The organism is Duganella zoogloeoides (genome assembly GCF_034479515.1).
In the GTDB taxonomy this organism is placed as follows: Bacteria; Pseudomonadota; Gammaproteobacteria; order Burkholderiales; family Burkholderiaceae_D; genus Rugamonas; species Rugamonas zoogloeoides.
Genome location: NZ_CP140152.1, coordinates 508,309 through 527,314, shown reverse-complemented (window position 1 = coordinate 527,314; position 19,006 = coordinate 508,309). Strand labels below are relative to the sequence as shown.

Genomic DNA, 19,006 nt, shown 5'->3' with positions numbered 1-19,006 from the left:
TCCGACACCCTCAGATTTGGCATCGAAAACCCACAAATCAAGGCAACAGCGCGATTTGTTTCAGTCCGGTGGTCTCTTCCAGGCCGAACATCAGGTTCATGCACTGCACGGCCTGGCCGGATGCACCCTTGACCAGGTTGTCCTGCACTACCAGCACGATCACGGTATTGCCGTTGTCCGGACGGTGCAGCGCCAGGCGCAGCATGTTCGAGCCGCGGGTGGAGCGGGTTTCAGGATGCGAGCCGAACGGCATCACGTCGACGAACGGGCTGTCCTTGTACTGCTCTTCGAACAATGCCTGCAGTTCCTCGTTGGTGACATCTTTGGTCAGGCGACCGTACAGCGTGGAATGCATGCCACGGATCATCGGTACCAGGTGCGGCGTGAAGACCAGGGCCACTTTATCTTCGGTGAACTTTTGCAGCTGGGCCGAGGTTTCCGGCGTGTGGCGGTGGCCGGCTACGCCGTAGGCCTTGAAGTTGTCGCTCGACTCGGAGAACAGGGTGCCGATTTCCGCCTTGCGACCGGCGCCGGACACGCCCGACTTGCAGTCGGCGATCAGGCCGCCGGCGTCGATCAGGCCGGCCTTGAGCAGCGGGTAGTAGCCGAGCTGCATGGTGGTCGGATAGCAGCCAGGATTGGCGACCAGGCGCGCGCCCTGGATCGCTGCGCGGTTCAGTTCGGCCAGGCCATAGGCGGCTTCTTCCAGGAGTTCCGGGCAGGTGTGCTCGATCTTGTACCATTTTTCAAAGACGGCCTTGTCCTTGATGCGGAAGTCGGCCGCCAGGTCGATGACCTTGACGCCGGCCGCCAACAGCGCCGGCGCCTGGGCCATGGCCACGCCGTGCGGGGTGGCGAAGAACACCACGTCGCACTGGGTCAGGTCGGCCTTGTCGGGCGACGAGAAAGCGATGTCCACGCTGCCGCGCAGCGAAGGGAACATATCGGCAACCGGCAAGCCATCTTCCTTGCGCGACGTAATGGCCGTCAACTGCACGTCAGGGTGGACTGCCAACAGTCGCAGCAATTCCACTCCGGTGTATCCGGTGCCGCCGACGATGCCAACTTTGATCATGTTCTAATCCTTGAGTAGTGATGCGTGGAGAAATATTCGAATGCCATTTTATCAGGCAACGACTACCGCCGCATGACAGTAGCCAGATAGCAAAAAAGCCGCCCGACACAAGGCCGGCGGCTTTTTGTACGGCACGCGGGGCAAGCCCGCATGCCGGAAGCGAAAAATTAACGCTTCGAGAATTGTTTTGCGCGACGTGCTTTGCGCAGACCAACTTTTTTACGCTCAACTTCACGTGCATCGCGGGTCACGAAGCCGGCTTTGGCCAGGTCCGGTTTCAGCGCTGCATCGTAGTCGATCAGGGCGCGGGTGATGCCGTGACGCACAGCACCTGCCTGGCCCGACTCGCCGCCGCCGTGCACGTTGACTTTGATGTCAAAACGCTCGACGTTGCCGGTCAGTTCCAGTGGTTGACGAATAACCATCAGGCCGGTTTCGCGCGAGAAGTACTCAGCAGCTGGCTTGCCGTTAACGATGATTTGGCCAGTGCCAACTTTGATGAACACACGAGCTACTGCACTCTTGCGACGGCCGGTGCCGTAATTGTAGTTACCGATCATGTCAGTTCCTTAGATTTCGAGTGCTTTAGGTTGCTGGGCAGCGTGCGGGTGCGAACCTTCGGCGTACACTTTCAGCTTCTTGATCATGGCGTAGCCCAGTGGGCCTTTTGGCAGCATGCCCTTGACGGCTTTTTCCAGAGCGCGACCTGGGAAACGCTGTTGCATTTTCAGGAAGTTGGTCTCGTAGATGCCACCTGGGTAGCCCGAGTGACGGTAGTAGGTCTTCTCGGTTGCTTTGGTGCCGGTCACGCGCAGTTTGCCTGCGTTGATGATGACGATGTAATCGCCGGTATCGACGTGAGGAGTAAATTCTGGCTTGTGTTTGCCGCGCAGTCGGAGTGCCACTTCGCTGGCAACACGTCCGAGGACTTTGTCCGTCGCGTCAATCACGAACCAATCACGCTGGACTTCATGGCCCTTAGCGGAAAAAGTTTTCATGTTGACTTCCTAAATATTAAAACACGCTCAAATGGTGGTTCCGCCATGGTTTCAGCGGACTCGGCCTTCTTATTTACTTTCCTGAGCGAACGGAAAGCCGACAAGTATAAGCGGCAACGACTGGCGGCGTCAAGCCCGCTGTGGCGTGCAGGCCCTGAAAACACAGGCTGGGCGCGGGCCATTACAATAAGGCCACATAACTTGGAGAATGCGATGGAATGCAAAGTCAGCTGGAATGGCCCGTCGGGCATGAGTTTCCTGGCCCAGACCGGTTCGGGCCACCTGGTCAACATGGATGGCGCGCCCGAGGGCGGCGGCAACAACCTGGCGCCACGGCCGATGGAAATGGTGTTGCTGGGTACCGGTGGCTGCACCGCCTATGACGTGGTGCTGATCCTGAAAAAAGGCCGCGCCGACATTCGCGGCTGCGAATGCACGCTCAAGGCCGACCGCGCCGAGACCGATCCGAAGGTGTTCACCAAGATCAACTTCCACTTCACGGTGACCGGCAAGGGCCTGAAACCGGAAGCGGTAGAACGGGCGATCTCGCTGTCGCACGACAAGTATTGCTCGGCATCGATCATGATCGGCAAGACCGCCGAGATCACCCACTCGTTTGAAATAGTAGAGGTCGCTTAGTTATTATTTAGACGCGGTAAGCAGTCGTGGTCATCACCTTGCCCATGACTGCCATGACTGCTTTCACCGGCGCCGGCATCTCTGCCGCGCCCAGCGCCTGCGCGGCCGCGCCGTGTTCGATTTCATCGAGCCGCATCTGGTCCACGATCGCGCGCGATTTGATATCCTGCGGCGGCAGTTTTTCCAGGTGGCTTTGCAGGTGGGCTTCCACCTGGCGTTCGGTTTCTACCACAAACCCCAGGCTTTTCGGATCGCCCAGCAAGGCTGCTACCGTGCCCAGCGCATACGAACCGGCGTAGAACAGGGGATTGAGCACGCTGGTATGCGAACCGAGTTCGCCCAGTCGCTGCGCGGTCCAGGCCAGGTGGTCTTCTTCCTCGCGGCTCGAGTGCTCGAACTGCTGGCGGATTTGCTCGGTGCGGGCAAAGCGCGCCTGCGAGTTGTACAGCGCCTGCGCACACACTTCCCCCACATGATTCACCCGCATCAGGCCGGCGGCGTGGCGGCGTTCTTCTTCGCTGAGCTCGGCATCAGGCGCAAACTGGCCCGGGGTCGGTCGCGAAGCCGAGGCAACGCCAGCGATCACGCGCAGGGCCTTGTCGGCGCCGGAGATAAAACGGTCGAGGGGATTGTGGAAATGGGCAGCCATGGTCAACTCGCTTGTTGAAAGCGCCATTATAAGACGCCGGTTACGAATCCGCCTCTTCGCGCAGCTGCCGCTGGCGCTCGATGTAGTCGGCCACCGGGCCGCGCACGTCGATTTTCGAGATGTCCTTGGCCACGCCCAGGTTCAGTCCCAGCAAAAACGGAATGCTTTCCACCGGCACCTCGGTACACAGTTCGCCGAACGATTTGAGAAAGCGCTTCGATTCCACCACCCGCACCACTTTTTCCCCGCTCATGTATTGCAGGATGCTGGTGATGGTGTGGCCCTTGCCGATTGCGTGATAGATGAAGCGGTTGTAGTCGCGGTCGATCTGCTTGAAGTCCAGGGTCTCCTTGGTCATCAGGCTAGACAGGTAGAACAGCCCGAGGGCGGTGCGAAAAAATCCCGTCGCTTCGCTGCGATCCACGCCGGCCTGCATGACCGCCAACATTTTGTCTTTGATTTGGGGAGTCAACATGAGCGCCTTTCTTTGTAATCACTATAGCAAGCACCGGGGGCGATTTGTAGCGCGCCAGGTAGCAAAGTGTGGCTTGGACGAATGTTTTTTCTCATGTTACTCTTGGGCACATTTTAAAAAAAGGACAACTTTATGATCGAGGTGAAAGGCCTGGCGAAACGTTTCCGCCTGCCCAAGCGTGGCGCCGCGCCGGCCTCCGCGCGCGATGTGCGCGAGCACGACGGCTGGTTCCACGCGGTGCGCGATGTGTCCTTCAGTTGCGCTCCCGGCGAAGTGCTGGGTTTGCTCGGCCCCAACGGCGCCGGCAAGACCACCACCCTGCGCCTGCTCTCCACCGCGCTGACGCCGGACGCCGGCAGCATCCACGCCAACGGCGTCGACCTGTTGCGCGATCCGCTGGTGGCGCGCCAGTATATCGGCTTCCTGTCCGGCAGCACCGGCCTGTACGGCCGCCTGACCGCGCGCGAAAACGTCGAGTACTTCGGCAAGCTGCACGGCATGCGGCCCGATCACCTGAAACGCCGCTGCGACGAACTGTTTACGTTGCTGGACATGAACGAGTACGGCAACAAGCGCGCCGACCAGCTCTCCACCGGCATGAAGCAGAAATGCGCGATCGCCCGCACCGTGGTGCACGAGCCGCAAATCGTCATCCTCGACGAACCCACCACCGGCCTGGACGTGATGTCGGCCAAGATCCTGCTCGACTTTATCGCCAGCTACAAGGCGCTGCGGGTGCCGCTGATCTTTTCCACCCACCACCTGCACGAGGTGGAAAAAGTGTGCGACCGCGTGTGCATCGTCAACCACGGCGTGACCGCTTTCCACGGCACCGTGGACGCGCTGCGCCACCTGGGCGGCAGCGCCGACCTGTACGACGCCTTTGTGGGCGTCATCCATCGCGGAGGCTAGACCATGTGGACCATCTACCTGAAAGAATTGCTGGAGCTGATACGCGACCGCAAGACTTTCATTTTCACCATCGTCATCCCGGTGTTTGCCATGCCGCTGATCTTTGCCGCCTTCGGCATGCTGTCCTCGTCGATGTTCAAGCAGGCGCGCGAAGCGGAGATGGCATACGCAATCTTCGGCCAGGAGCACGCGCCCGCGCTGGCGCAGCGCTTCGCCGCCGAACCGAGCTTCAAGCGGGTGGCGCTGGCCGCGCCTGCCGACATCCGCGCCGCGATTGCCGACGAACGGATCAAGTTCGCGCTGGTGATCCCGGCAGCGGCGCAGAATACCCTGGCGCGCCGCGAACAATCGCAAATCGAGCTGCATTACAACAGCGCCGCCACCATCGACGTCACCCGCAAGCGGGTGATGGCGGTGCTGGCCGTTGAAAACAATGCCTTGCGCCAGCAGGCGCTGGCCGACATGGGCCTCTCCGCGCCGCAGCAGCGCTACGTGCTCGACCCGGTCGCCCTGCTCGACCGCTCTACTGCCAACAAGCGCGAACAAATGGGCGCGATGATGGGCGGCATGGTGCCGTATTTGCTATTGATGGTGTGCCTGCTGGCAGCCATGTACCCGGCCATCGACACCGGCGCTGGCGAAAAGGAAAGAGGCACGCTGGAAACCTTGCTGCTCGCGCCAGTCTCGCGCACGGCCATCGTGCTGGCCAAGTTCCTGATGTTGTTTACGGTGGGACTGACCTCGGCGCTGTTGATGATCGCGAGCCTGGGCGCGGTGCTCACCTTTGGCGGCCACTTGTTCAGCGGCGACCTGGCCCAGGTGGTGCGTTCGATTAACATGCTCGACCTGGCACTGCTGGCAGTAATGCTGGTGCCCACGGCAGCCATCTTTGCCGCCATACTGCTGGCGATCTCGATTTACGCCAAGAGCTACAAGGAGGCGGCCGGCATGATCTCGCCGCTGATCATCGTCATCATCCTGCCCACCATGGTGGCGCTGCTGCCCGGCGTGGAAATGAACTGGGGCTGGGCCATGGTGCCGCTGACCAACGTGGCGCTGGCCATGAAGGAGCTGGTCAAGGGCACCATGGAATACCGCATGTTGTCCGCCATCATGCTCTCGTCCACGGTCACGGCCGGGCTGCTGCTGGCCATGTGCCGGTGGTGGTTCAACCGCGAGCAGGTCCTGTTCAGGAATTAAGGCCCGGGAACCTCGTTTTGGTGGGCAGTTTGCGCAGTCTGGCCGGCGGTTTCGGCCGCCTGTCGCAAGCGCCCCCCATGTATGGAACAAATTCAATACAATGCCATCATGTGAAAAGTGTATGGCCTTGTAGAAACATGGTCCATGCGCAGGCAGAATCGAGGAATTACCATGGAATTACGCATCAGCAACTTGTCCAAGACCTACGCGAATGGCGTGGTGGCGCTGGACAATATTTCGCTCACCATCCCGGCCGGGATGTTCGGCTTGCTCGGCCCGAACGGCGCCGGCAAATCGACGCTGATGCGCACCCTGGCCACCTTGCAGGAGTGCGATGCCGGCTCGGTGTTCCTCGACGATATCGACGTGCTCGACGAAAAAGACGCGGTGCGCCGCGTGCTCGGCTACCTGCCGCAGGATTTCGGCCTGTACCCGAAGGTGACGGCGTACGAGATGCTCGACCATTTCGCCACGCTCAAGGGCTTGTCGAATCGTAACCGCCGGCGCGAAGTGGTCGATGGCTTGTTGCAGCAAACCAACCTGTTCGAGGTGCGGCACCAGCGTCTCGGCGGCTTTTCGGGCGGCATGCGCCAGCGTTTCGGCATCGCCCAGGCGCTGCTGGGCGACCCCAAGCTGATCATCGTCGATGAACCCACGGCCGGGCTCGATCCACAGGAGCGGGTACGCTTCCACAACCTGCTGTCCGACATCGGCGACGACAAGACCGTGATTTTATCCACCCACATCGTCAGCGACGTGGCCGACCTGTGCGCCAACATGGCCATCATCAACCAGGGCCACCTGCTGCTGTGCGGCCCCACCCAGGAACTGATCCACGATGTCAGCGACAAGATCTGGGCCCGCTTCATCGACAAGCGCGACCTGCCCTCGTTCCAGATCCGCCATCCGGTCATTTCCTCGCGCCTGCTGTCTGGCCGCACCCTGATCCACGTGTACAGCGAAACCGATCCCGGCGACGGCTTCGAAGAAGCGCTGGGCGACCTGGAAGACGTGTACTTCGCCACCATCGCCGGCCGCCACCGCGCCGCCGCGAACTGCGACTAAGGCTGCATCATGTTCGCCATCGCCCTCTTCGAAGCGCGCCAGCGCCTCAGGCTGCTCTCCACCTGGGTGTATTTCGCCGGCTTTCTGGCGCTGACCCTGCTGTGGATGGCCGCTGCCGGCGGCTACTTCAAGGGCTCGAGCATCGCCTTCGGCGCCACCGCCATCAACTCGCCGCGCTCGCTGATGTTTACCGTCAGCGCGCTCGGTTCGCTCGGGGTGATCGTGATTGCCGCAGTGATGGGGCGCTCGGTGCAGCAGGACTTCGAGCACGACATGCAGCACTTCTTCTTCAGCGCGCCGATCAGGAAGCACCAGTACATCTTCGGCCGCTTCCTCGGCGCCTACCTGACCCTGGCGGTGATTTTCACCAGCATCATCCTCGGCACCTGGCTGGGCAGCCTGCTGCCGGGCATCGATCCGGAACGGCTGGGCCAGCCCGGCGCGCCCGGTTACCTGGTGCCGTACCTGGTGGTGATTTTGCCGAACATTTTCATTTTCGGCGCCGTGTTCTTCATCCTGGCCGCGCTCACCCGGCGCATGCTGCCCGTGTACATCAGCAGCGTGGTCATGCTGATCGGCTACATCATCGCGCCCAGCCTGGCGCGCGATCTCGACTTCAAAACCCTGGCCGCGCTGATCGATCCGTTCGGCACCACGGCCGTGATCCGCCTCACCGAATACTGGCCCATCGTCGAGCGCAACACGCGCATGTTCTGGCCCGAAGGCGTGTACCTGGTCAACCGCGCGCTGTGGTCGTCGTTCGCGCTGGCCGGCCTGCTGCTCGGCTACTGGCGCTTCCACTTCATCGCCACCAGCGACAGCGGCCGCCAGGGCGGCGCCGAGGCGCCGCGCGTGCTGACTGCCGCCGCCACCAATACCGCAGAAACACCCGACTTCGCTTCGCGCAGCCTGGGCCTGCTGCTGGTACGCATGAGCTGGCTGAACCTGCGCGAAACCATCAAGAACATCTATTTCCTGGTGCTGGTGCTGGCCGGCGTGCTGATGATGGTGGCCAGCGGACTGGAATTCGCACCGCTGTACGGCACCAGCACCTACCCTGCCACGTACCTGGTGCTCGAATCGGCATCCGAGACGTTCGCGCTGTTCATGATGGTGATCACCACGTTCTACGCGGGCGAACTGGTGTGGCGCGAACGCGAAGCGCACATGGGGCAGATGCTCGACGCGCTGCCGGTGCCGGGCTGGCTGCCGCTGCTCGCCAAGCTGTTCGCGCTGATCGGCCTGCAGGCGCTCTTGATGCTGGTGGTGATGTTGACCGGCATGGCGATCCAGATCGGCAAGGGATATTTTGTGCTCGAACCAGGGCTGTACCTGTACCACCTGTTCCTGCTGCAACTTCCCGGCTATGCGCTGGGCGCCGTGCTGGCGGTCGCGCTGCAAGTGCTGATCAACCAGCGCTACCTGGCGTACTTCGCCATGATCGTGTACTACGTGGCGGCGGTGACCATCTCCTCGCTGGGGCTGGGCGACCCGCTGCTGCTGTATGGCGAAATGCCGCGTTTCGTGTACTCGGCCATGAACGGCTACGGCCACTACCTGCCGCGCGAGCGCTGGTTCGAAGCCTACTGGCTTGGCGCGGCGATCGTGCTGATGGTGCTGGCGGTACTGTTCTGGGCGCGCGGCACCAACGACGGCTGGCGCCAGCGCCTGCAACTGGCGCGCCGCCGCCTGAGCTTGCCGGTACTGACGGCAATGGCGGCGGGCACCCTGGTGTTCGCCGGCGCCGGCGCCGTGCTGTTCTATAACACTCACGTGCTCAACCGCTACCAGTCGGCCTGGCAAAAAGATGTGGCCCGCGCCGACTACGAGCGCCGCTACAAGCAGTACGCGGTGCTGCCGCAGCCGCGCATCACCGACGTCAAGCTCGATGTGGCCATCACGCCCGAAACACGCAGCCTGGTCGTGCACGGCCGCTACGTCCTGCAGAACAAGACTGCGCAGCCGGTGGCCGACATCATCATCCACCAGGACCCGACCGCCACCGGCTGGCGCGCGCGCTTCAGCCAGGCGGTGCGTCCCGGCGTGCAGGATGCCAATCTGGGCTTCTACAGCTACAGGCTGGCCACGCCGCTGGCGCCCGGTGCGCGCTTGGCGCTCGAATTCGACGTGGAGTTCATTCCCCGTGGCATCCTCGGCATGGGCCAGGACACGCCGGTGGTAAACAACGGCACCTTCTTCAACAACGGCGTGCTGCCGCACATCGGCTACCAGCCCTCGAACGAACTGGCCGACGCCCGCGACCGCCGCAAGCACGGCCTGGCGGCGCGCGAACGCATGCTGCCGCGCGACGACGCCGGCGGCCTGGCCAACAACTTCGCCGCCAACGACGCCGACGCCATTACCTTCGATGCCGTGGTCAGCACCAGCGACAGCCAGGTAGCGGTGGCGCCGGGCACGCTGGTCAAGGAATGGAGCGCCAAGGGGCGCCATTACTACCATTACCGGGTGGCGCAGCCGATGCTCAATTTCTACGCCTTCCAGTCGGCGCGCTACCTTGTAAAACGCGACTGGTGGCAGGATGTCGGCATCGAGATTTACTATCACCCGGGCCACGAGGCCAACCTCGAACGGATGAACCGGGGCATCAAGCAGTCGCTCGACTACTACACCCGCAACTTCGGCCCGTACCAGCACAAGGTGGTGCGCATCGTCGAGTTCCCGCGCTACGCCACGTATGCGCAGGCGTATCCGAACACGATCGCGTATTCGGAATCGCTGGGCTTCATCGCCCGCGTCAACGACAGCAATCCGAAGGATATCGACTACCCGTTTTACGTGACCGCGCACGAAGTGGCGCACCAGTGGTGGGGCCACCAGCTAGTTGGCGGCAACGTGCGCGGCGCCAGTGTGCTGTCGGAAACCCTGGCCGAATATTCGGCGCTGATGGTGATGAAGCACGCCTACGGCGAAGCGAAAATGCGGCGCTTCCTGTACTACGACCTGTACCAGTACCTGGTGGGGCGCGCGCTCGAGCGCAAGAAAGAAATGCCGCTGGCCGACAATGAAAACCAGGACTATATCCACTATCGCAAGGGCAGCCTGGCCATGTACCAGTTGCAGGACCTGGTGGGCGAGGACAAGATCAACGCCGTGCTCAAGCAGCTGCTGGCCGAACACGCCACGAAAGGCGGCAGCGGCCGGTACCCGGGCGTGACGGTGCTGATCGACGCCCTGCGCAAGGTGGTCACGCCCGACCAGGCCTACCTGATCGACGACCTGTTCAACCACATCGTCCTGTACGACAACCGCGCAGTCGCCAGCACCGCGCGCAAGCTGGCGGACGGCCGCTACGAGGTGAACCTGGTGGTGAGCGCCGCCAAGTCGCGCTCGAGCGGCCAGGGCGTGGAACGCGACGTGACCTTGAAAGACTACATCGACATTGGCGTGGACGACGACAACGGCGCGCCGCTGCTGCGCGAGCGCAAGCTGATCGACCAGAAGGACAACCGCTACACGGTCATCGTCAAAGCCCGCCCCGCCAAGGCCGGCATCGACCCCGACAACAAGCTGATCGACCGCAAACCCGACGACAACATGATCAACGTCGAGCTATAAAGGTTCGGGGTCAGTGCCGACATTTGGACACGAACCCATCACTGTGACGACCAACGCCGGAGGATAAAGTTCAAAAATGTCCGAATGTCGGCACTGACCCTAATGCCGCAAACCCGACGACAACATGATCAACGTCGAGCTATAAAGGTTCGGGGTCAGTAAAGGTTCGGGGTCAGTGCCGACATTTGGACACGAACCCATCACTGTGACGACCAATATAAAGGTTCGGGGTCAGTGCCGACATTTGGACACGAACCCATCACTGTGACGACCAACGCCGGAGGATAAAGTTCAAAAATGTCCGAATGTCGGCACTGACCCCGAAGTGTTAGCGGAGTTTGAAGACCTGGACGACGGCGGTCAGGGCGTCGGCGTGGTCGTGCAGGGCGGAGGCTGCGGCGGCGGCTTCTTCCACTAGCGCGGCGTTCTGCTGGGTGACCTGGTCCATCTGGCTCACGGCCTGGTTGACCTGTTCGATGCCCGAGGTTTGCTCCAGCGTGGCCGAGCTGATCTCTCCCATGATGTCGGTCACGCGCTGGATGCTGTCCACCACGTCGCTCATGGTCATGCCCGCTTGCGTGACCAGGGCGCTGCCGGTATCGACCTTGGCGAGCGAGTCGTCGATCAGGGCCTTGATTTCGTGGGCGGCAGTGGCGCTGCGTTGGGCCAGGGTGCGTACTTCGCTGGCCACCACGGCAAAGCCCCGGCCCTGCTCGCCCGCGCGGGCCGCTTCCACGGCAGCGTTCAGCGCCAGGATGTTGGTCTGGAAGGCGATGCCATCGATCACCGAGATGATGTCGGCAATCTTGCGGGCCGAGCCGTTGATGGCTTCCATCGTCGCCACCACGTCCGACACCACGGCGCCGCCACGGCGCGCCACGTCCGACGCGTTGACCGCCAACTGGTTGGCCTGGCGCGCGTTGTCGGCGTTCTGGCGCACGGTCGAGGTCAGCTCTTCCATCGACGCGGCCGTCTGCTCCAGGCTCGACGCCTGCTCTTCGGTGCGCGCCGACAGGTCGAGGTTGCCGGCGGCAATCTGGCTCGAGGCCGACGAAATGCTTTCGGTACCGTTGCGCACCTCGTTGACGATGCCCATCAGGCCGTCGTTCATGGTGCGCAATGCCGCCAGCAGGCGGCCGGTCTCGTCGCTGCTGTCGACCTCGATGCGGCTGGTCAGATCCTTGTTGGCGACGGCCACGGCAATGTCCACGGCCCGGCTCAGCGGTACCGTGATGCCGCGCGTCAGTCGCCATGCGAATCCGGCCCCCAGCGCCAGCACACCGAGTCCAAACAGGATCATGAAGCGGCGGCTGGACTGGTAACTGGTTTCGATGGCTTCGGCCGTGGTGTCGATGGTGTGGCGCTGCATGGTCAGCAGCGACGCCAGCGCGTTCTGGTAGTTAGCGGCCACCGGGATGAAGCGCTGTACCAGCACTTGTTCCGCTTCTTCCACCTTGCCGTCCTTTTTCAGCGCAATGATCTGGTCGCGCTCGGCCAGGTAGGTTTTGCGGGTGACCTGCATGGCGTCGAACAGGCGCTTTTCCTCGGCGCTGTCCAGCAGCGGCACGATCTTCTTCTGCAAGGCCTCGATTTCCGCCACCGACGCCTTGGTTTCTTCGGCAAAGAACTGTCCCAGCGATGGATCGCTGCTCTTGGCAATCGCCGACGTGCGGCGCACGCTGGTGTAGATCAGGCGATACCAGTCGCTGATCATGCGCTCCTTGGCCAGTGGCTGCTGCATCATGTCGCGCGTGGCTTCGGCCACGCCGTGCATATGGCTCAGGCCGAACCAGGTTACCAGGGTCATCAAGGCTAAAACCAGGCCGAAGCCGCCCGCCAGGCGGGTGCCGATAGTCAAATTTTTCATTGTGAGTGGGAGTACAAAAAGGAATAAAGCGAAGGAAACCGCATGCAACCGATGTGAATTAGTTGCCGCTATGCATGACAGTGTAACACGGCAATTATTGTAACCATCAGTAATGACATCCTCACTACAAAGCTTGAACTGGCAGAACCTCAGGCAGAGACGCTGAGGGTGCTTATGATGCCGGAGGCAAACGAGCTGCCGACAACGGCGCTGGCGTAGGAAGGATTGGATGTGAGGATGTCGGCCCAGTTGCTCGATACCTGATCGGACAGGCCGCTGCTGCCACCTGCGGTATAGATGCCCGAGGCACCAGCCGCAGCAGCATAAGCAGACAATATTCCCTGGTCCAGCACCTGTTCCGCAAGCTGCGAGGAATCGGTGTCGCTGCCGGCGTTGGGCACCGCGATGGTTTCCTCGCTGACGCCAGCCTGCGCCAGGGTATTAAGCAATCCGGCGGCGGAATACACGGGGGCGCCGCTACCGCTACCGCCCAGCGTGGCCACCACGGCCGCTTGCGCCGACAGGTCAACCGCTTCCGACGACAGCGCCGCAGCATTGCGCGAGGCGGCAACCGGCGCAGCCGACGCAAACAAACTGCTGGTGCTGGGCGAAGAAGGGTTGAAGGAGACAGTCATGGTCTTTCCAATATAGACCACGAATTTCCACCATTCAAGAAAAAAGGGACGCCGCAGCGTCCCTTTTTTGCCGGTTACTCCGCCGTGGCGGCCGCTTTCTTGGCAGGTGCCTTTTTGACAGCAGGCTTCTTGACAGCGGTCGCCTTGGTAGCCGCAGCCTTTTTGGCAGGAGCCTTCTTGGCCGGGGCTTTCTTGGCGACTGCCGCTTCTTCGGCGCCGCCTTCGGCTTCCGGCTCAGCTTTCGCTGCGGCCTTGCCCTTGGCCGGGGCCTTGGCTTTGCGCTCTTCGAACTCGAAGCTGATCTTGCCGTCCTTGCCTTTTACCAGGAAGGCCTTGAACGGCCGACGCGTGCGCTGCGAGACAAAGCCCGGCAGTAAATCGGTCTTGCCGTCGTTGAGCAGCTTGGCCATTTGCTCGGGCAGGATTTCCTGTTGCAGGATGATGCGGCCGCTGCGGAAATCGCAACCTTTCGGTTTCGCCACGGTTTGTTCGCAAACATAGGCCAGGCCCATTTCGTACACGCCGCCACTGCACTTGGGGCAAGGTCCGAGCGCGGTCTGGCCGGTGAAATCGACCGGTTCCGCATCTTCCGAATCGTCGTTCTGGCCGAAATCGAACTCGAGCTTGAAATTCTTGATGTCTTCGTCGCGGACGATGCGCAGGATGGCGGCAAACGGCCGGCCCATTTTCGAGCGGAAGCCTTGCAGCGGGCCGATGGTGCGGTCGCGCAGCAGTTGTTCCACTTCCGGGATCTCGAACTGGCGACTGCCCGGCGTCTTGCTCATCGAGAAATCGCACTTGGTGCAGGCAAAGCGGCGGTAGTTTTCCTTGACCACGCTGCTGCAGTTCGGGCAAGGCGTGACCAGCGTGGCGTACTCGCCGGGGATGGTGTCGTTGTCGTATTCCTTGGCGCGCTTGACGATGACCTGCGTCATCTGGGCGATTTCACGCATGAATTCATCGCGCGAAATCTTGCCCTTTTCCATTTGCGACAGCTTGTATTCCCACTCGCCCGTCAGTTCCGGCGCGGTCAGCTCGTTCACGCCGAGTCCACGCAGCAAGGTCATCAGCTGGAACGCCTTGGCGGTCGGCATCAGCTCGCGGCCTTCACGCAGCAGGTATTTCTCGCTGATCAAGCCCTCGATGGTGGCCGCGCGCGTCGCTGGCGTACCAAGACCCTTGCCGGCCATCGCATCGCGCAACTCGTCGTCCTCCACCAGCTTGCCCGCGCCTTCCATGGCCGACAGCAAGGTCGCCTCGGTGTAGCGCGCGGGCGGCTTGGTGACCAGGCCGTTGGCATCGACCTTGTCGGTCAACACTTTTTCGCCCTTGGCGACCGGCACGATGTTCTTGTTGCCGTTGGCTTTGTCACCTTTTTCGTCGTCCGAGGTTTCCTTGCCGTACACCGCCAGCCAACCGGGGTTGGTCATGACCTTGCCTTCGGTCTTGAACTGGTGGCCCGACACTTCGGTGTAACGGGTGGTGACCTGGAACTCGGCAGCCGGGAAGAACACGGCCATGAAGCGGCGCGTGACCAGGTCGTAGAGCTTCTGTTCCGGCTCGGACAGGTTTTTCGGCGCGATCGTGGTCGGGATGATCGCGAAGTGATCGGAGATCTTGGTATTGTCGAAAATCCGCTTGTTCGGCTTGACCCAGCCCTTGTCGAGGATCTGCTTGGCGAACTGGTGGTAGTTCGAATTCTCCTTCACCGTTTCCAGCGCCTGCTTGACCGTGTCCATGTAGTCTTCGGGCAGGTGGCGCGAGTCGGTACGCGGGTAAGTCAGCACCTTGTGCTTTTCGTACAGCGCCTGGGCCAGGCCCAGGGTGTTCTTGGCCGAGAAGCCGAAACGCGAGTTCGCTTCGCGCTGCAGGCTGGTCAGGTCGAACAATGCCGGCGCCATCGACGTGGTGGGCTTGGCTTCTTCGGTGACCACGCCCTGCTTGCCACGGCAAGCCAGCGCGATGCTGTCGGCGGCAGCCTTGCTCCACAGGCGCTCGGCGCGTTTTTCCGGATCGTTGTCGTCCTTCTTGAACTTGGTATCGAGCCAGCGGCCTTCGTACACGCCGGCGGCGCACACGAACTCGGCGCGCACTTCCCAGTAATCGCGCGGCACGAACTTCTTGATCTTCTCTTCACGCTCGACCACGATCGACAGGGTCGGCGTTTGCACGCGGCCCACGGTGGTCAGATAAAAACCGCCCTCTTTCGAGTTGAACGCGGTCATGGCGCGGGTGCCGTTGATGCCGATCAGCCAGTCGGCTTCCGAGCGGCAACGGGCGGCATCGGCCAGCGGCATCATTTCTTCGTCGCTGCGCAACTGGGTAAAGCCGTCGCGGATCGCGCCCGGCGTCATCGATTGCAGCCACAGGCGTTTCACAGGCTGCTTGGCCTTGGCGTTTTGCGCGATCAGGCGGAAAATCAGTTCCCCTTCGCGCCCGGCATCGCAGGCGTTGATCAGGGCGGACACGTCTTTACGCTTGATCAGCTTGTTCAGTACCTTGAGGCGCGATTCGGTCTTGGCGATCGGATTGAGCGCGAAGTACGGCGGGATCATCGGCAGGTGGGCAAAGCTCCATTTGCCGCGCTTGACGTCGTACTCTTCCGGCACGGCAATTTCCAGCAGGTGACCGACGGCGGAGGACAGCACGTACTCGTCGGATTCAAAGTACTCATCGTGCTTGGTAAAGCCGCCAAGCGTCTTCGCGATGTCGTTCGCGACAGATGGCTTCTCGGCGATGATGAGGGTTTTGCTCATATTTGGTATCTCGTTTTTTAACACTTGGGGTGGTTTAGCATGCGCATCATACATGGATCGCGCCGCAGTCTGCACTTTTGCGTCGCCGATGGCAAGGGGGTGGCGTGACAGTGTTGTCGGAATGATAGCGTGAAAATTGGATACCCGCCTGCGCGGGTATGACGGCGCGGCGGCTAACGGTACACGCGGGTTTGCCTAGTGGAGAAGACGGGGAGGAGCGTCGTCGTCGGCGCCAAAAAGGTCATCGAACATCAGTGCGTCCGGTTCCTTGCCCTGGCTCCACAGCAGCATCAGCACGATCACCTTCAGCTGGCCCAGCGATACCGGCGCTTCTTCCAGCGACAACGCGCGCTCGATGACGATTTCGCGCTGCAGCGGCGTGAGTACCTTGGCCGATTCGAGGAACTGGATGAAACCGATTGCATCGGTGCCCAGCACATCGCGCTCTTCGTCGACGTAAATCCGCATGCCGGTGGAAGCGGCGGTGAGCGAGTGCTCGACGCCGGCCATGGCCGTGAGATCGTTAAGCCATACCAGCGCCTCGGAGATCTCGACGTCGTCAAAACCGACAGCCGACAGCTTCTTGGCCAATGCCTCCGGTTCCGGGCAGGCATCGGGACGGTAATACGTCTCGTAGAGATAAACTAGGATGTCGAACATGGCTCTACTCTATCAGTTAAAACAGATCGGGCACAAGTAGCGCCCCATTTACCGTGTGCAACACTATTTACGAACGCAGGCGCTGAAACCAGCCGCCCGGCAACCTTTCCAGCAAGCCGGCGAGCTCCAGCGCCAGCAGCTGCCCTTGCAGTTCGGCAGCGGATTGCTGCAAGTGCACAGCCAGGGCCTCGGCGCGGATCGGTTCGTCGCCCATGGCGATCAGCACGCGATCGACAAAACTGTCGTCAAAATGCGACCCTGTTGCCATCGCATCAACCCCCATATTCAATTCCGACAACACGTCGGCCGCCGTCTCCACCAGCTTGGCGCCATCGCGGATCAGGCGGTGGCAGCCTTTCGACAAGGTTGCGTGGACCGAGCCCGGCATGGCATACACGTCGCGGTCCTGGGCGACGGCCAGCCGCGCCGTGATCAGCGAACCGGACCTGGCGGCCGCCTCCACCACCAGCACCGCGCGCGCCAGGCCGCTGATCACGCGATTACGCCTTGGGAAGTTGTCGCGCAGGGGTGGTGTGCCCAGCGCATATTCGCTGACGATGCAGCCCTGCTCGGCGATGCGGCGCGCCAGCGCCTCGTTGCTGGCCGGATAGATACGGTCGGCGCCGGTGCCAATCACGGCCACGGTACCGCCCGCGCCCGCCAGTCCGCCCGCGTGGGCGGCAGCGTCGATGCCCAGCGCCAGCCCGGAGACGATGGTCACGCTCGCCTCCGACAGCGCGCGCGCCATGCGCTCGGCGTTCTGCATGCCCATCAGGCTGGCATTGCGCGAGCCCACCATGGCCACCGACAGGCGGTGCAGCAGCGCGGGGTTGCCCTTGACGTACAGCATGAGCGGCGCGGCGGCAATCTGCCGCAGCAGCGCCGGATATTCGGGATGATCGTAGGTAAGCAGCAGGTTACCCGGCTGGGCGCGCCAGGCTTGCACCGCGTCCACTTGCGGATCGAGATTGGCGGACGGCGGTGCCAGCAGGGCGCGGGCCCTGACGGGCTTGACGACGGCGCGCAGCGCATCGTACCCGGCCTGGAAGATCGCTTCCGGCGTGCCGAAGCGTTCGAGCAGCGCGTGCGCCGTCATCAGGCCCACGCCGCCGGTTTGCTCCAGGCGCAGCCAGGCCGCCAGCGCGGACGCCGTGGGGAGTAGAGAAGATTCCGTGGCTTGCACGGCGTGATCGAGAACCTATCTCAGCAGCGAGCAAGGCGCTGCTTGCGCGTCTCGCCAACGGGGCCGGCGTTGCTCGTCATCGCATGGAAGACCATGCTTCTTCCTCGCGCCTTGGCCCCGATGCAGATCCATCGCAATCTGCTGCCTGCTCCCTGCTGACATAGGTTCTCACTCCGGCGAGGTGGCGGCGTCGCCCACGACCACGGGCGCTGTCGCCTGCATGATCAGGCCGTAAGACACGCGGCCGAACACGCGGAAGATAAACAGGCTGCCCACCTGTTCGTCGGGCAACCTGACCTGCTGTTCGCGGCCAAACCAGCCCGTGGGGGCGGTCGCGTCGCGCACAGTTCTTCCCGCATGGTACAGGCGCAGCACCGAGCCGATGTCGAGTCCGTCAAGCTTGCCGCGATTAATGCTGACCACCTGGTGCCGCCCGGCATACGTGACGCCGCCATGCACGGCCAGCACCTTCGCATCGATCCGCGTGGCGGGTACGTGCGGTGCGTAGTTTTGCGCCGGCGCCGGCGCCAGCGGTTTCAACTGGTCGCCCTTGCCCATTTCCTCCTTGGTGCTGGTCACGCGCGCCGTGTGCACGTCGCTGCCGGGCGCGGCCGGCTGCACCGTCACCGTGCCTAAATAATAGGCTTCGTGGGCGATCACCTGGCCGCTGTCCGGGTCTTTCAATGGCCGGCCCGGGCGATACACCTGGAACGTGGTGGCGCCGCCGAGATCGCCACGCACATAAGCCTTGTCGCCTTCGCCAATAAAAACGTGGCCGTCTTCGGTGGCGACAATGCGCGGCGCGCGGGCCAGTTCGTCGTTTTCGATGATCAGGGGCTGCGACAGGAACGGCTCGATCGCGCCGGGCGGAATCGAGGGGATGGCAGCGGCGCCGATGGCACTGCTGCGCACGGCCGGCGAGCGGCGTTCGGTGGGCACCGCCGGCGTATGTTGCGCGCCAGTGTTGTCACCGAGCCGCAGGCGGCCGGCGGCGCGGTCGAACCAGATCACCTGGTCCGGGTAAATCCAGTGCGGGTTGGCAATCTCGTCGCGGTTCATGTCCCACACGGTGGGCCAGCACCACGGCTGCTGGAGAAACTTGCCGGCGATATCCCACAAGGTATCGCCGCGCACGACCACGTGGCGGTCGGGGGCATCGGTGCGGAACTGGCAACTGGTCGGGGCTGCCATGGCCGGGACCGCGCTAAATAGCAGGGCTGCCGCTAAGCATGGGCCGACTGTGATAAAATTTTTCATTCGCGATCCAATCGATGCGGCAGCAAGCGTTGCCCGTATTGAATCAAATTCTGCCCACA

General features: G+C 62.3%; 16 protein-coding genes. 5 read left to right on the top strand and 11 right to left on the bottom strand.

Going from position 1 to position 19,006, the window contains the following annotated elements; translation table 11 throughout:
- Positions 1-37: 37 nt before the first annotated feature.
- The 3 genes from argC to rplM form a co-directional block, all read right to left on the bottom strand.
- A complete protein-coding gene (gene argC, locus SR858_RS02375) occupies positions 38-1,075 on the bottom strand; it encodes an N-acetyl-gamma-glutamyl-phosphate reductase (RefSeq protein ID WP_019924400.1) in 1,038 nt (345 codons plus the stop codon).
- Between the two features lie 167 nt (positions 1,076-1,242).
- Positions 1,243-1,635: a 30S ribosomal protein S9 gene (rpsI, locus tag SR858_RS02370; protein WP_019924401.1), complete on the bottom strand. Its 393-nt coding sequence runs from the start codon at positions 1,633-1,635 to the stop codon at positions 1,243-1,245.
- A 9-nt stretch (positions 1,636-1,644) separates the two neighbouring features.
- Positions 1,645-2,073: a 50S ribosomal protein L13 gene (rplM, locus tag SR858_RS02365; protein WP_019924402.1), complete on the bottom strand. Its 429-nt coding sequence runs from the start codon at positions 2,071-2,073 to the stop codon at positions 1,645-1,647.
- A 213-nt stretch (positions 2,074-2,286) separates the two neighbouring features.
- On the opposite strand from rplM, the gene SR858_RS02360 reads away from it, so the two are divergent.
- Positions 2,287-2,712 carry an OsmC family protein gene (locus tag SR858_RS02360; protein ID WP_019924403.1) on the top strand — a complete coding sequence of 142 codons (426 nt, stop codon included), beginning with the start codon at positions 2,287-2,289 and terminating at the stop codon, positions 2,710-2,712.
- A gap of 7 nt (positions 2,713-2,719) precedes the next feature.
- Here SR858_RS02360 and coq7 read toward each other — a convergent pair whose 3' ends face one another.
- Positions 2,720-3,361, bottom strand: coding sequence for a 2-polyprenyl-3-methyl-6-methoxy-1,4-benzoquinone monooxygenase (gene coq7 / locus SR858_RS02355; protein WP_026637752.1), 642 nt, complete (start codon positions 3,359-3,361; stop codon positions 2,720-2,722).
- A 40-nt stretch (positions 3,362-3,401) separates the two neighbouring features.
- Complete coding sequence (locus SR858_RS02350; protein WP_322534320.1) at positions 3,402-3,836, bottom strand: hypothetical protein; 435 nt, start codon at positions 3,834-3,836, stop codon at positions 3,402-3,404.
- A 132-nt stretch (positions 3,837-3,968) separates the two neighbouring features.
- On the opposite strand from SR858_RS02350, the gene SR858_RS02345 reads away from it, so the two are divergent.
- From SR858_RS02345 to SR858_RS02330, 4 genes are all read left to right on the top strand, one after another.
- Positions 3,969-4,748: an ABC transporter ATP-binding protein gene (locus SR858_RS02345; RefSeq protein WP_019924406.1), complete on the top strand. Its 780-nt coding sequence runs from the start codon at positions 3,969-3,971 to the stop codon at positions 4,746-4,748.
- Positions 4,749-4,751: 3 nt separating this feature from the next.
- Positions 4,752-5,948, top strand: a complete 1,197-nt coding sequence (locus SR858_RS02340) for an ABC transporter permease (protein WP_019924407.1) — start codon at positions 4,752-4,754, stop codon at positions 5,946-5,948.
- A gap of 171 nt (positions 5,949-6,119) precedes the next feature.
- Positions 6,120-7,013, top strand: a complete 894-nt coding sequence (locus SR858_RS02335; protein WP_019924408.1) for an ABC transporter ATP-binding protein — start codon at positions 6,120-6,122, stop codon at positions 7,011-7,013.
- A gap of 9 nt (positions 7,014-7,022) precedes the next feature.
- The gene (locus SR858_RS02330; RefSeq protein ID WP_019924409.1) at positions 7,023-10,589 is read left to right on the top strand and encodes an ABC transporter permease/M1 family aminopeptidase; all 3,567 of its coding nucleotides are present in this window, start codon (positions 7,023-7,025) and stop codon (positions 10,587-10,589) included.
- A 328-nt stretch (positions 10,590-10,917) separates the two neighbouring features.
- On the opposite strand, the gene SR858_RS02325 is transcribed toward SR858_RS02330, so the two are convergent.
- The 6 genes from SR858_RS02325 to SR858_RS02300 all read right to left on the bottom strand — a co-directional run bounded on the left by SR858_RS02325 (position 10,918) and on the right by SR858_RS02300 (position 18,947).
- On the bottom strand, positions 10,918-12,456 hold the full coding sequence (locus SR858_RS02325; RefSeq protein ID WP_026637754.1) for a methyl-accepting chemotaxis protein: 1,539 nt from the start codon (positions 12,454-12,456) through the stop codon (positions 10,918-10,920).
- 149 nt (positions 12,457-12,605) lie between these two features.
- Entirely contained in the window at positions 12,606-13,091 is a 486-nt protein-coding gene (locus SR858_RS02320; RefSeq protein WP_019924411.1) for a hypothetical protein, read from the bottom strand.
- 74 nt (positions 13,092-13,165) lie between these two features.
- Positions 13,166-15,847 (bottom strand): DNA topoisomerase III, encoded by a 2,682-nt coding sequence (locus SR858_RS02315; protein WP_019924412.1) that lies wholly within the window; start codon positions 15,845-15,847, stop codon positions 13,166-13,168.
- Positions 15,848-16,042: 195 nt separating this feature from the next.
- Positions 16,043-16,507, bottom strand: coding sequence for a DUF494 family protein (locus SR858_RS02310; RefSeq protein ID WP_019924413.1), 465 nt, complete (start codon positions 16,505-16,507; stop codon positions 16,043-16,045).
- 67 nt (positions 16,508-16,574) lie between these two features.
- Complete coding sequence (dprA, locus tag SR858_RS02305) at positions 16,575-17,690, bottom strand: DNA-processing protein DprA (RefSeq protein ID WP_019924414.1); 1,116 nt, start codon at positions 17,688-17,690, stop codon at positions 16,575-16,577.
- A 168-nt stretch (positions 17,691-17,858) separates the two neighbouring features.
- On the bottom strand, positions 17,859-18,947 hold the full coding sequence (locus SR858_RS02300) for a LysM peptidoglycan-binding domain-containing protein (RefSeq protein ID WP_026637755.1): 1,089 nt from the start codon (positions 18,945-18,947) through the stop codon (positions 17,859-17,861).
- Between the last annotated feature and the right edge of the window lie 59 nt (positions 18,948-19,006).